The sequence below is a fragment of the Symbioplanes lichenis genome (assembly GCF_030709675.1).
GTDB lineage: Bacteria > Actinomycetota > Actinomycetes > Mycobacteriales > Micromonosporaceae > Actinoplanes > Actinoplanes lichenis.
In genome coordinates this window covers 706,630-718,743 of the sequence record NZ_JAUZQD010000002.1, presented here as the reverse complement: position 1 = coordinate 718,743, position 12,114 = coordinate 706,630, and the positions used below count along the sequence as shown (strand labels likewise).

Below are 12,114 nucleotides of genomic sequence, written 5' to 3'. Positions count from 1 at the left end.
TCCGGTCATTGTTTCCGGCGCATTATTTCCGTCACTCCTCCGTGCCCTTTTCCGTTCGTCGCGATGACGTGGACCATGGTGCCGGGATCGATGTGGTGCAGCAACTCGCGCTGGGCGGACACCGGCATGCGAATGCAGCCGTTAGAGATGCTGCGGCCGAACGCGCCCGGATCGGTCCACGCGTGGATCCCGGTGTGACCGTCGCGCAGCCCGGGCGCCACGGCATCAGGCCGGTCCGGGACCGCGCCCAGGGCCAGGGCGTCGACGCCGCCGTAGACCGCGCCGCTCGTGGCGGTCCGGCCCAGCACGAAGGTGCGGCCGGGCGGGGTGGGCGTGCGCCGCGACCCGACGGCCACCGTCCACCGGCGGTGCGGCCGCCCGTCGTGCAGCCAGGTGAGCCGGTGCGCGCGGGGATCCAGGATCAGCTGGTCATCGAGCGTCCGCGGACGCCAGCCGCCGTGCGGCAGCCAGCCGAGGCGCCGGTTGAGCGTCGGCAGCAGCACCGCGACCCAGCCCCGGTGGCGCCGCACGATCGGCACGGTCACCGGCATCCCGCCGATCGAGGCCGGGAGGTACGCGCGCGGCCGTCCGCCCACGGCGTCATAGACCACCAGTTTCCGGTACGCCCGGAGCCCGCCCCGCACGGCGGTCGTGTCCAGGGTTCCGGTGTCCCGGGGGAAGCCGGCCGGCGCCCTGAAGTAGGTGATCGTCGGCAGCCCTCGCGGGGCCGGCGCGGCGGCCGGGAAGCTCTCCGAGGGTGTCGGTGTGACGACGGGAGGCGCCTCGGGGGCAGGTGTGCAGCCCGCCATCAGGGCGACCATGACGAGGACTGCTCGCTTTATGCCTTTCGGGTCCACTTTCCTACGGTATGCGCAGTTCGCCCATAACACCCAATGAACGGCATGTCCGCCGATATTCTGGGGCTGTGCACACGACCATCGAGACGGGCAGCCGGCTGGATCCCGACGTCAGGCTCGCGGAGGGCCCGGCCCTGACCATGGTCATGGGGGCGCCGGTGGAGCTGCTCATCGCGCTGAAGCGCCCGCACGAGCTGGAGGTGCAGGCGGTGACCACGGCGCCGACCCAGTTCGCGTGGATCGACGGCGCCGACACCGGGGTGCTGCTCTATCGGCTCGGGCCGGTGCTGCCGTGGGCGCAGGTGGCGTACCACCCGCACCTGATCGCCGCCGAGGAGGGCACGCCGGGCGTCGACGCCGGCCGGGGCGTACGGATCACCCTCGCCGACCTCGACACCCGGGTGGTGCGGGCGGTCCACCGGGTGCGCTGGCCGGCCGGCTTCGCCCGCGCGGTGGGGGCCACGGTGACGCGGCTCGAGGAGAAGCCGTACGACCGGCTGGCGTACCAGCACGCCGTGGCCGCGCTGCACCGCCGCTTCCCGACGGCCGAGGACCTGCTGATCGAGCGCGCCGACGCGCAGTGCACGGCCTCACCCATGCATTAGTCGAGGGGTGACACCCGGATCAAGTTGCCGTCGGGATCGGCGACGACGAACGTGCGGCCGAAGACCTCGTCGTGCGGCTCCTCGACCACGGCGACGCCTCTCGCCACCCAGTCCTGGTGGAGCTGGTCGACGGCTTCGGCCGTGCCGGGGAGCATCAGGCCGACCTCGGACGTGCGCGGCGTGGCGGGGTCGAGCTGGTCGGCGCGGCCGCTCCACAGGGCGAAGAGGACGCCGGGCGCGACCTCGAACGGCACGTAGCGGGGGGTGACCATGGCCGGTTCCATCGCGAAGAGGTCGCGGTAGAAGGCGGTCGCGCGGTCGACATCGGTCACGTACACGAGGAAAAGGTTGGGCTTGGTCATGGGTGCCACTTTGGCGGCATAATCTGACAGAATCTGTCAGGAAGTCGCCGGCGCTTCCAGGAAGTTGCTCGGGAGTGATCGGATGAGCCGCCCGCAACGCCTGATCGGCATCCTGGCCGCCCTGCAGAGCCGCCGCCGGACGTCGGCCGAGAGCCTGGCGGCGGAGTTCGGCGTGAGCGTGCGCACGGTGTTGCGTGACATCCGCACGCTGGTCGACGCCGACCTGCCGATCGTGACCGAGCGCGGCCGCTACGGCGGCATCAGCCTGCTGCCCGGCGGCCAGGTCGACCTCGGCAAGCTCACCGCCGGCGAAGCCGACGTCCTGCGCGCCGTGGGCGTCGACCTCGACCGGGCCGCCCAGCTCGGCGCGGCGGCGGCCGCCCGTGGCGCCCTGGGCAAGCTCAAGCCCCGCCGCCCGCCCGGTAGCTCGCGCGGCGGCCCGCCGCTGGCGCTGGCCGATGTGGTCACCGTCGACAGCCGGGGCTGGCTCGTATCCGAGGCAACCTCCGACGTATCCGGCCTCGCCGCCGACCTGCGCCAAGGCGTCCGGCTGCGGATCCACTACCGGCGCAGCGGGGAGGCGGACGCCGCGCTTCTGGACACGGATCCGTACGGACTGCTGCTACGCGCGGACCGCTGGTACCTGGTCGCCGACGTGGCGGGCACGCCCCGCCTCTTCGCCCTGAGCCGCCTGCTCTCGTGGCAACCGCTGCCCGAGCCGCGCCGGCTCCGCGAGGGCGCGACCCTCGACGCGGTCGCCCGCGACCTGGGCCACCGCCTCGACCAGCCCGGCGAGGTCGTCATCACCGCCCGGCTGGCCGCCGACCGCCTCGACCTGGCCCGCCGCATCCTGGGCAGCCGCCTGCGCACCACCGCCCCCGATGCCCCGGGCCGCGTGCTGATCACCGTCGCGTACGAGCAACTGGAGGGCGTCCGCCAGCTCCTGCAGTTCGCCGACCACCTCGAGGTGCTCGCGCCGCCGGTCGCCCGCGCCCTGGTCCGCGACCTGGCCCAGGCCGTCGCCCGCAACCATCACTGACTCGCCGTGGTCATGCGCGGATGCTCACCCAGGCCATGGCGCCGAGGGCGAGGACTGCCAGCAGGCCCACCCCGTAGATGATGTTCTGCCCCGTCGGGCCCCAGAAGTAGTACGAGCCCTGCGCCAGCAAGAACACGACGCTCAACACCACGTCGAGCGGGATCACCAGCAGGGTGACGGCCAGCCGGGCCAGGAACCAGAGAAAGCCCAGGCCGTACCACTTGTTCAGCGTCGAGTCGTCGTAGGCCAGGCGGGTCAGCGCGAAGGGCTTGTAGAGCGACCGGTCCCAGCCGGCATCCCACTTGCGGGCGCCGTTATGCCACCACGACTCCACGGCGTTCGGCCCGGCGGCGGACGCGGCGGCCGGCGTCCGGCTGAGCTGGATGGTCCTGATTCTGCCGCTGGTCACGTCGATGGTCACCCGGCCGTCCTCGACCTGGATCTCGGTGCGGCCGTCCACCACCGCCCGCAGCGCGCCGCCGCCATAGTTGACCAGGTAGATGTCGTCGACACCCCGATTCCGCGTCCGGTCTCGGATCACGACGTAGATCGCGTTCTGCGGCCGGTCCGGCAGGCTGTACTTCGCGTTGATCGAGAAGAGGCCGACGGGCGTGACGATCGTGCTCTCGCCGGAGACATCGACGCCGTTCGGCCCGATCGTGAACTTGACGGGGAGCAGGGCCGGCTTGAAATCTACCTCGGGGTGGACGGAGGGGTCGTCGGAGCACGCGGTGGCGGACAGCAGAAAGAAGAGGGCGAGGAGCACGGCGAAGCTACGTCTGGCAGGCGTCGGCACGACTGCCATGATGAGTACGCCGAGCAATGTCGATCACCGTCCAATAAGTGGCCGGGCGTCCGGAGCAGGCGCGGGTCGTCGGGCCGGGCCAGGTCAGCGTCTCGGTGTGCCAGATTCGGCGGCGCCCGGCGTCCGGGGCGTGCGTGTCGTCGGGGGCGGCCGGGCGTTGATCATCGCGTGACGCAGTGGGCAATGTCGCATGCCGGCGACGGGCGGGGCGGGGCGGTGGACCCCGGCGCCTATGCTCGTGCGTTCGCCACCAGGGGCGAGGTGATCAGCGACGGGGGGACCGGCATGCTGCCCGCGGACAGCGGCGACGAGCAGGAGGGGCAGCTCGACCTCGGCCGGATGGCCGGACTGGCCGGCGGGCTCGTGGAGGCGAGCTATCTGACCGGGCCGCTCGCCGCGCAGTACCGGCTCATCGTCGACGTGCTGCTCGACCAGCAGCAGCACACGCTGACCGGGGTGCCCGCGGCCGACCTGCCCGGGCTGCTCCGCGACCACCTGCGCGGGCGGGGGCTCGACGCCGGGCTGGTCGACGATCCGGGGTTCGCGCTCGAGCAGCGGATGCGGCGCCTCGCCGCCTGGCACGTCGTCGAGGTGTGGCAGGACCGGGCGCGCCGCGACGAGGACTTCCTGCGCAACCTCGACCGCTATCAGCTGACTCCGACGGCGGCGGCGCTGCACAGTGCGGTGCGGCGGCTGGGGGAGGACGACCTGGCGACGGCCGCGGCGGCCACCATGGCGCCGTCCGTCCTCACGGCGCATCTCACCACGCTGCGGGACGCGGCGGCGAACGATCCGGCCGCGGCGGCCGGGGCGTGGTCGGTCATCCAGACGACCCATCAGGCGATGGCGGCGGCCGCGGCCGGGTGGCAGGCCCGGCTGGCGGGGGCGCTGGCGGGCGCGCCGGACGCGGACAAGCTCGCGCTCGTGCAGGAGACCCTCCGCCGGTACGTCGACATGTGGGGCGCGGGCGTCGACACGCACTCGGACACGATCACGGCCCTGGTGCGCGACCTGCGGCGTACCGACGAAGCCGGCTGGCGTCGCATCGCCGTGCATCATCTCGGCCCGGCCGCCGACGACGCCGCGATCGACGAGTTGCGGCGCAGCTACACGCAGACGCTCGACACGCTGCGCCGGTGGTTCGACGGGCCCGGCTGCCAGGCTCGCGTGCTGCGGCGGCAGATGCGCGACACCATCACCCCCCTGGTACGCGGCCAGCGCACCCTCGCCGCCGTCGGAGGTCACGTCTCCCGGCGCGCCGAGCTGCTCGCGCTCGCGGCCCGGCTCGAGGCGACGCCGACCGAGCAGGCCGGCTGGGATCTGTGGTGCGCCGCCACGGGACTCTTCTCGGCGCGGCACCTGCCCGGAGAGGCGCCCGCCCCGGCGGGTAGTCCCGGGGCGACGTCGTTCTGGGACGCCGAGCCCGTCCCGGTCGAGGCGCGTCTGCGCAAGCATGGGCCCAAGGCGACGACCGGCTCGGCCGCGCGCATCCCGGACCGCACCGAGGCCCGGCGCGCCGCCCGGCAGCGGGCCGCCGAGACGCAGACCGAGGCCGCCCGCACCGAAGCCGCCGTGCTGGCCCGCTCCGGCAACCGGTTGTCAGACTGGGCGTCGCCGACCGGGGGCGAGACGCAGATGCTGCTGCTCCTGCTCGGCGTGGTCGCCTCGGCCCGGCCCGGCGACGACGGGGTGCGCGAGGCTGTGACGGGCGATTCGCGCTGGCACGTACGCGCCGAGCCCGCCCCCGCCGGAGCGCCCGCCGCCGTCATCCACACCCCGGACGGCCGTCTGGTCCACCCCGACATCCGCCTGCACATCGAGGCCCGGGACGTCGGCGCCGCCCGCCCGGAAGCGAGCGAAGCCACGGGGAGGACGGCATGAGTACGAGCGCCGACACGCGGGACGCGCAGCGGGCGTTTCTCGGACTCCTCGCCACGCCGATGATCACGCCGGCGACGGATCCGGGGCTGCACCGGCTCGTGCTGCGGCATCTGCGGGCGGTGACCGAGAGCGCGGGCCGGCTGGGATACCGGGTGCAGCGAGTCGGGCGTACCGTGCGGCTCATTCGGATCCCGATCGCCGGGAAGGTATCCGCGCCGCCGCGGCCCGCCGCCGCCCCCGACCGGCGGGTGCTCGCCCTGACCTGCGTGCTGGCCGCCTGCTGCGAGGAGATCGCCGGGCCGGTCACGTTGCAGCGGCTGTCCGACCTGGTCCGCGACCTGAGCGCGACCGCTGGGGTGCGGATCCAGCCGTACGACCCCGAGGACCGCCCGCAGCGCAAGCTCCTGCGCGCCGCGGCGACGGTGCTGGAGACCTGGGGTGTGCTGCGGCGGCGCACCAGCGACGAGCATCTGCTCGACGAGTGGACCGAGCGTGGTCACGGCCCGGGCGCCGGGTACGACGTCGACCGCGACGCCCTGCTGCTCATGACCAGTCCCGACGTGCTCGCCGCGGCGCTGGCCCCCGAGGCGGACGACGGCGCGGAACAGCGGGCTGCCACCCGTACCGTGCGGCAGTTGCGCAGCCTGACCGAGACGCCGGCCGTGCTCTACGCCGGCCTGGACCCCGACGATGCCGAGGCCTGGAAGGCGGCCCGCGGGCCGCGCGCGGGCGACGTGGCCCGGATGACCGGCGGGCAGGTCGAGGCGCGCGCCGAGGGCCTGGTGCTGGTGCTGACCGGCGACGAGAACCCGGCGACCGTGGCGGACTGGCCGCGGGCGCGCGCCGCCGACTGGGTGGCGCTGCTCATGGCCGACGGCGCCGGGCAGGCCGGCACGCGGCAGCCCGACGGGACCGTCACGCTCACCGACGCGCAGGTCGAGGAGGTCGTCGCGGACCTCGTCGAGTGGCGTGGCGACTATCTCAACAAGGCGCAACGCGAGGTGCCGGGCGCGCTGCGGGCCGGGGCCGAGGAGCAGCTGACCGAACTCGGCCTGCTGCGGACCCCACCCGACGGCAGTTGGATCCTGCTGCCGGTCGCCGGACGCTACCGGGCGCCCGGCGTGACCATCACCGACGCCACGGAGGCCTGATGCCGACCGCTGTGGGACCCGAGGTCTCCGACAACGCTCTCGCCCGGTGGCGTGACGCCGCCGCGGGCGGGGAGCTGCCCGCGCCCACCCGCGAGCGCTGGCAGATCCTGCGCGCCGGCGTGGTCAACCTGTGGGAGTTCGACGCGGCGGAGTACTGGTTCGCCGACGGGCGCGCGCAGTTCGTCGGGGCCAACCAGTCCGGCAAGTCCACGCTGATGGCGCTGACCACGCTGATCATGCTGGCGGGCGGGCTGGACCGGCAGTACGTGGATACATTCGGCCAGTCCGACAAGTCGTTCCGCTACTACGTGGAGCCCACCGACGACGCCCGGGACCGCCGCGAGACCGGCGCGGGCACGAACCGGGGCTGGGCCTGGGTCGAGTACGGCCGGCTGGGCCCGCGCGGCCCCGAGTTCTACACCACCCTGCTGTACGCGCAGGCCAAGCGCGGCGTCAGCCAGCTCACCCCGGTGTGGCTCATCTGCCACGGCACCGACCGGGTCCGCGCCGGCCTGCACTTGGCCGCGGGCAAGGCCGTCGTCGAGCCCCGCGACCTGTCCGGCGTACCCGGGCTGAGCGTCTGCGACAGCGGCAAGCGCTACGCCGAGCGGCTCGCCACCGAGCTCTTCGGCTTCGCCGACACCGACCGGTACGCGACCGTGCTCGAGATGCTCAAGGTCCTGCGCACCCCGCATCTCGGCCAGCGGCTCAACCCGGACTGGTTCACCGCGCAGATCCGGGCCGCGCTGCCACCGATCGCCCGCACCGAGGTCGAGGAGCTGGCCGAGGGCTGGCAGCAGCTCGAACAACTGCGCCGCGACCGCGACCACGCCGCCGGGGCCCGCGACGCCGTGGCGGTCTACCAGGCGAAGGCGTGGCGCCCGTGGGTCGACGCCGTGCAGCGGTTGCACGCCGACGCGCTCGTCGCGGCCTCGCGCGCGGTGGATGCGTCGGCCCGCGCCGTGGATGCGGCCACGTCCGCGCTGGATACCGCGCGGGCGGAGTACTTCGCCGAGGGCCAGAACACCGCCTCGCTCGAGCAGGCGGTCAAGAACGCCCACGCCGCGTACGAGGAACTGCTGCGCTCGGACGTCTATCGCGACGCCGCCGCCCGGGCCGCCCGGGCCGAGCAGCTGGGCCGGGAAGCCGGCACCGCCCACACGCGCGCCACGGCGGCCCGGGCCCAGGCCGACCGGGCCGCCACCGATGCCGCCCGGGCCACCGACGCCCACGAGCGCGCGTCGTCCTCGCTCGCCTCGGCCCGCGAGACCGTCGCGGCGCGCGCGGAGCAGGTGGTGTCGGCCGCCGCACGGGCCGGGCTGGGATCCACCGCCGCCGAATGGGCCGCGGCCGGCGACACCGACCGGCTCACCGCCGCGGTCACCGCGCGCCGGGGCCGGGTCGCCGTGCTGCGCAAGCTGCTGCGGACGGCGGTCACCGCGGTCGCGTCCGCCCGGTCGCTCGACGACGCGGCGTCGCTCGCCTCGTCCGAGCTGGACAATCGCTCGTCCGCCGCCGCGGATGCCGCTTCCTCGCTGACGGATGCCCTGCAATCACTGTCCGACGAGCTCGAACGGTGGGCGGAGAAGCTGGGCGACACCGCGCCCGCCCTGTCCCTGCGCGAGGACTGGCTGCGCGAGGTGACGGAGGCGGCGACGGGCGCGCGCCCCCGGCAGGTGTTGCGGACGCTGCTGACCACCGCCTGGCTCGATCCGGCGATCACCCCGCTGACCGAGCGGATCGGTACCCTGCGCGCACAGGCCCGTGACCTGGATACGCGGGCAGCGGCCCTGGATGCCGACGCCGCGTCATTGGACACCGCGTCGGACGTGGTGTCCCCGTCGCCGGTCGGCTGGACGCGCCGGGACCGGCCCACCGGGACCGGGTCCCCGTTGTGGCGGCTCGTGGACCCGGCCGAGGACCTCGACCAGGACGTTCTCGACCACGTGGAGGCGGCGCTGGCCGCGGCCGGGCTGCTCGACGCGTGGATCACCGCCGACGGCACGTGGGATCCGGCGCGCGACGGCCGGGATACGGTCGCGGTCGCTCGCGGTTCGTCCGGCGCCTCGATCCTGCGGGTGGCCGAGGACGCCGGCGAGCTGGGCGACTCCGTCCGCTCGGTGCTGGCCGCCATCGCGTACGCCGAGCCCGGCGCGCCGCTGGATCGCGAGGCGACCGTGGCGATCTCCGGGGACGGCCGGTGGCGTACCCCGTTGACCGCCGGACAGGCCGGGCCCGCCCCCGAGGGCGCCTCCCTGCTCGGCACCGCCGCCCGGGACGCCGCCCGTCGCCGCCGTCTCGCCGAGGCGCAGACCCAGGCCGCCGCCCTGCGCTCCGAAGCCGCGAATCTGCGGGCCGAGGCGGACGTGCTGAGCACCCGCATCGCCGAGCTGCGGGACACCGCCGCCCAGGCCCCCGACGACGCCGACGCCGTCGCCGCCGGAAGCGCCCGCGCGGCCGCCACCGCCGAACGCGACCGGGCCGAGGTCGCCCACTCCCGGGCGCACGCCGCCGCGCTCACCGCCCGCCGCCGCGCGGAGGAAGCCGGTACCGAGGCGGCCACCCACGCCGACCAGGAGGGCCTGCCCGCCGCCGAGGACCAGCTCGACGCCGTCGTGACCGACCTCGACGAGGCGTCGCGGACCGTGGCCGAGCTGCGGCTGGCGTACACCGGGGTCACCGCCGCCGAGCGCGACCTGGCCACCACCGCGACCACCGCGTCGGCCGCCGCCACCGCCGCCGCCGAGTCCGACCGGGCGGCCCGCGAGGCGGCCGCCGAAGCCGCCGAGGCCGCCATCCACGCCGAGGAAGCCGGCGAGTCGGTGGCCCGCGACGACCGCGACCAGATCGACCGGGCCGCCACGCTGCAGGCCCGCATCCGTGAGCTGGACAAGTCCGTCGCCGCCAGCCGCGAGACCGGTCTGCGGCTCAGCGCCGCCGCGAGCAGCGCCGCCACCACTCTGGAACAGCGCCAGGCCGCCTGGGACAGTGCCGTTCGCGCCCGGGACGCCGCCGAGGCCGCCTGGGTCGCGCTGCACCCCGGCGGCGTGGATCCGCACGAGGTGGTCCGGACCGTCAAGCCCGCCAACTGGCCCGACACCGCGCCCGAGAAGGCCAAGCGGGTGCAGGCCGCCATGTCCCGGGCGCTGGGCAACCCGCTGGCCGAGCTGCGTACGGTTCTCGAAGCCTCCGGCGGCCGTTCCGCCCACACCGTCGAGCCCGACGAGACCCACGACCTGCCGTCCGTGGCCGTCGTCGTCGACGCCTCCGGCGCCCAGCTCAGCCCGGCCGACGCGGTCACCCACCTGGACGAGCTGGTCACGGCGCTGACCGCCGCGTACGACGGGAAGCTCGACGCGATGTACACCGAGCTGCTCGCCTCCACCTTCATCGACCACCTCGCCGACCGCCAGAAGAAGGTCGTCGCGCTGCTCGAGGTGGTCAATCGCGTGCTGGAGCGGCACCCCACCGGCGCCAACCGCACCACCCTGCGGCTGCGCCGCCACCCCGCCGAAGGCCAGAAGGCCGGGTACGCCATCCTCAAGGCCCTCGAATCCGGCACCCTCGACTCGGGATCCGCCCAGGAGCACATCCGCACCTTCCTCGGCGACCGGCTGCGCGAGGCCCAGGACGCCGGGCCCGGCAGCACCGAGGAATGGCTGGACCACCTCGCCCGCCTGCTCGACTACCGCACCTGGTTCGACGTGGTCGCCGAGTTCAAGGTCGCCGGCAGCGACTACAAGCCCCTGACCCGCCAGGCCCACGGCGTCGACTCCGGTGGCGGCAAGGTCGTCACCCTGCTCCAGCCGCTGCTCGCTACCCTGGTCGCCCTCTACAGCGAGTCCCCGCAGGCCCCGCGCCCCCTGTGGCTCGACGAGGCCTTCGAGGGCGTCGACCCCGCCAACCGCGCCACCATGCTGCGGCTGCTCGTCGACTTCGACCTGGACTTCCTGCTGGCCGGCCCGTCCGCCCTGGTCGCCGCGGCCCAGGTCCCGGCCGCCGCCGTGTGGATCGTCTCCCGCGCCCCCGCCCCGACCCCGGGCGTCGACCTGTCGCTGATGCTGTGGGCGGGCAAGACCCTCGAACAGCTGCCCGTGGCCGACCACACCGTGCAGATCCTCGCCCAGCGCCGCCCGATGGACGAGCCGCTCGGCCCGGACCTGTTCGACTCGCTGGCGGAGGTGGACGGCTGATGGGCATGTCCCCGCACGTGGCGCGCCTGCGCGCCGCGATCGGCCACGAGCTGATCCAGCTGCCGTCGGTGTCGGTTCTCGTCGTCGACCAGGACGAACGGCTGCTGCTGGTACGGCACGCCGGCACCACCGATGGGTGGACCGTGCCCGGCGGAGCGATCGAGATCGGCGAGACGCCCGCCCGGGCCGCCGAACGCGAGATCCTCGAGGAGACCGGCATCCGGATCACCCCGCCCCGCCTGCTGGCCGTGCTCGGCGGCGCCGACTACGAGGTGACCTACGGCAACGGCGACCGGGTCGCCTACGTCCCCGCCGTCTTCGAGGCGCGGATCGCCGGCGGGACGCCGACGCCCGACCTGGAGGAGGTCAGCGAGCTCGGCTGGTTCCGCCCGGCGCAGCTGCCCGGCGCCGACCTCAACCGGTTCGCCCGCGCCCTCCTGCGCGCCACCGGTCACCTCGGCGCCTGAAGGAAGGCGTAGGGCGCGCGTTCTCCGAACTCCACCTGGCTCGTCCGGCGAACATGACATCGGCTGGTGGGACTCCCGAGCCTTCGAGACGATCCTGTCCGAGGATCAGCGTGACCGGTCGCTCGTCGATCTGGCTGAGGCAACCGGTCTGTCCTGCACGTTCAGCCTCGCTCTGGCCAGGCTCCGGCAACGCCGAGGGGCGGCATCTTCGGACACCGCGAAGCCAACGACATCATCCACGTCTACGCCGTCATGAAGAAACCGCTCGCCTGGGCGGAAACCGTCGACCTCGCCGCCAAGGAGCAGGCACTGCAGGTTGTCGCCGACCAACTCGGGGACGGATGGGCGCCGGAACTGACCGAGCTGATCACCGGCGGGGACACCGGCCCCGTCGTCCGTCCCATCTGGGGCCTCCCGCTCGGGCACACCTGGGACCGCAGGCCCGGCGTGATGCTCGTCGGCGACGCCGCGCACCTGACCCCGCCCGACGGCGACGGCGCGAACTGGGCGCTCTTCGACGGCGCGGAACTCGGCACCCTCATCGCCGAGAACCCGGGCGACATCGACGCCGCGTTCGACGCCTTCGCCGGGAGAATGCTGCCGCGCAGCGCCGCATCCTCCGAGGAGGGCTACCAGTCCTTCGAGCGCATCTTCGGCTACAACGCGCCTGTCAACCTGCGGCACATGATGGACGGCGTCAAGACCTCCGGACGCGAGTATTACGAGTAGCTCCCAGGGTTTCGGTGAAGGGGGC

The 12,114-nt window shown here is 74.2% G+C and carries 10 protein-coding genes; 7 read left to right on the top strand and 3 right to left on the bottom strand.

The window, feature by feature from the left end; all coding sequences use genetic code 11:
- Positions 1–5: 5 nt before the first annotated feature.
- A complete protein-coding gene (locus RAN62_RS07180) occupies positions 6–821 on the bottom strand; it encodes a L,D-transpeptidase (protein WP_305783681.1) in 816 nt (271 codons plus the stop codon).
- Between the two features lie 104 nt (positions 822–925).
- Here RAN62_RS07180 and RAN62_RS07175 point away from each other — a divergent pair, with 104 nt between their 5' ends.
- Positions 926–1,462: a hypothetical protein gene (locus RAN62_RS07175; RefSeq protein WP_305783680.1), complete on the top strand. Its 537-nt coding sequence runs from the start codon at positions 926–928 to the stop codon at positions 1,460–1,462.
- Here RAN62_RS07175 and RAN62_RS07170 read toward each other — a convergent pair.
- The gene (locus RAN62_RS07170; protein ID WP_305783679.1) at positions 1,459–1,824 is read right to left on the bottom strand and encodes a VOC family protein; all 366 of its coding nucleotides are present in this window, start codon (positions 1,822–1,824) and stop codon (positions 1,459–1,461) included. The two genes, RAN62_RS07175 and RAN62_RS07170, sit on opposite strands and share 4 nt — an antisense overlap.
- Positions 1,825–1,906: 82 nt before the next feature.
- On the opposite strand from RAN62_RS07170, the gene RAN62_RS07165 reads away from it, so the two are divergent.
- Entirely contained in the window at positions 1,907–2,863 is a 957-nt protein-coding gene (locus tag RAN62_RS07165) for a helix-turn-helix transcriptional regulator (protein ID WP_305783678.1), read from the top strand.
- A 10-nt stretch (positions 2,864–2,873) separates the two neighbouring features.
- On the opposite strand, the gene RAN62_RS07160 is transcribed toward RAN62_RS07165, so the two are convergent.
- Entirely contained in the window at positions 2,874–3,659 is a 786-nt protein-coding gene (locus tag RAN62_RS07160; RefSeq protein WP_305783677.1) for a hypothetical protein, read from the bottom strand.
- 177 nt (positions 3,660–3,836) lie between these two features.
- On the opposite strand from RAN62_RS07160, the gene RAN62_RS07155 reads away from it, so the two are divergent.
- From RAN62_RS07155 to RAN62_RS07135, 5 genes are all read left to right on the top strand, one after another.
- Positions 3,837–5,549, top strand: a complete 1,713-nt coding sequence (locus tag RAN62_RS07155) for a DUF2397 domain-containing protein (RefSeq protein WP_305783676.1) — start codon at positions 3,837–3,839, stop codon at positions 5,547–5,549.
- Positions 5,546–6,700 (top strand): TIGR02678 family protein, encoded by a 1,155-nt coding sequence (locus RAN62_RS07150; RefSeq protein WP_305783675.1) that lies wholly within the window; start codon positions 5,546–5,548, stop codon positions 6,698–6,700. Before RAN62_RS07155 ends, RAN62_RS07150 begins: the two co-directional genes overlap by 4 nt.
- Positions 6,700–10,893, top strand: coding sequence for an SbcC/MukB-like Walker B domain-containing protein (locus tag RAN62_RS07145; RefSeq protein WP_305783674.1), 4,194 nt, complete (start codon positions 6,700–6,702; stop codon positions 10,891–10,893). The genes RAN62_RS07150 and RAN62_RS07145 overlap by 1 nt, the downstream gene beginning before the upstream one ends.
- Positions 10,893–11,360, top strand: coding sequence for an NUDIX domain-containing protein (locus RAN62_RS07140; RefSeq protein ID WP_305783673.1), 468 nt, complete (start codon positions 10,893–10,895; stop codon positions 11,358–11,360). Before RAN62_RS07145 ends, RAN62_RS07140 begins: the two co-directional genes overlap by 1 nt.
- 252 nt (positions 11,361–11,612) lie before the next feature.
- Positions 11,613–12,089, top strand: coding sequence for an FAD-dependent oxidoreductase (locus RAN62_RS07135; protein WP_305783672.1), 477 nt, complete (start codon positions 11,613–11,615; stop codon positions 12,087–12,089).
- Positions 12,090–12,114: the final 25 nt, after the last annotated feature.

Bases quoted from the DNA above. Each gene is read 5' to 3' on its own strand.
- RAN62_RS07170 (WP_305783679.1), bottom strand. From the start codon at position 1,824: ATGACCAAGCCCAACCTTTTCCTCGTGTACGTGACCGATGTCGACCGC.
- RAN62_RS07165 (WP_305783678.1), top strand. From the start codon at position 1,907: ATGAGCCGCCCGCAACGCCTGATCGGCATCCTGGCCGCCCTGCAGAGC.
- RAN62_RS07145 (WP_305783674.1), top strand. From the start codon at position 6,700: ATGCCGACCGCTGTGGGACCCGAGGTCTCCGACAACGCTCTCGCCCGG.
- RAN62_RS07135 (WP_305783672.1), top strand. From the start codon at position 11,613: ATGAAGAAACCGCTCGCCTGGGCGGAAACCGTCGACCTCGCCGCCAAG.
- RAN62_RS07150 (WP_305783675.1), top strand. From the start codon at position 5,546: ATGAGTACGAGCGCCGACACGCGGGACGCGCAGCGGGCGTTTCTCGGA.
- RAN62_RS07140 (WP_305783673.1), top strand. From the start codon at position 10,893: ATGGGCATGTCCCCGCACGTGGCGCGCCTGCGCGCCGCGATCGGCCAC.
- RAN62_RS07180 (WP_305783681.1), bottom strand. From the start codon at position 821: ATGGTCGCCCTGATGGCGGGCTGCACACCTGCCCCCGAGGCGCCTCCC.